Consider the following 286-nt stretch of genomic DNA (forward strand, 5'->3'; position numbering starts at 1 on the left):
TGATCGATCCTTCGTCGCCGGCGCGCAGGCGCACCTCCGAGAAGTTGCCACTGATGGACGAAAAGCCGGTGGCAATGATGTCGCCGTCGACCAGCAGCGTCAGCTGGCAGGTGGTGCTGCCGCAGGCGGAGCCACCGATCGTCGCGCCGTTGAGGTTGATCGTGCCCGACTGCGTACCCGCGCCGGTACCGCCCGTGGACACCGTGACGTGCGCACCGGTCGCCAGCGCGGCATTGAGCGCGTCCGTGGTGATGTACGCGTTGGCGCTGGTGGCGGTGAAGTTCGC

The 286-nt window shown here is 67.8% G+C and carries 1 protein-coding gene; it reads right to left on the minus strand.

All coding sequences use genetic code 11. The annotated features are described in order from the left end of the window. Positions 1–286, minus strand: a 286-nt coding sequence (locus ACG02S_RS26290) for a hypothetical protein (RefSeq protein WP_394473449.1), incomplete at both ends; no start/stop codon positions are given.

Source organism: Pelomonas dachongensis (assembly GCF_043555865.1).
GTDB classification, from domain to species: Bacteria; Pseudomonadota; Gammaproteobacteria; order Burkholderiales; family Burkholderiaceae_C; genus Pelomonas; species Pelomonas dachongensis.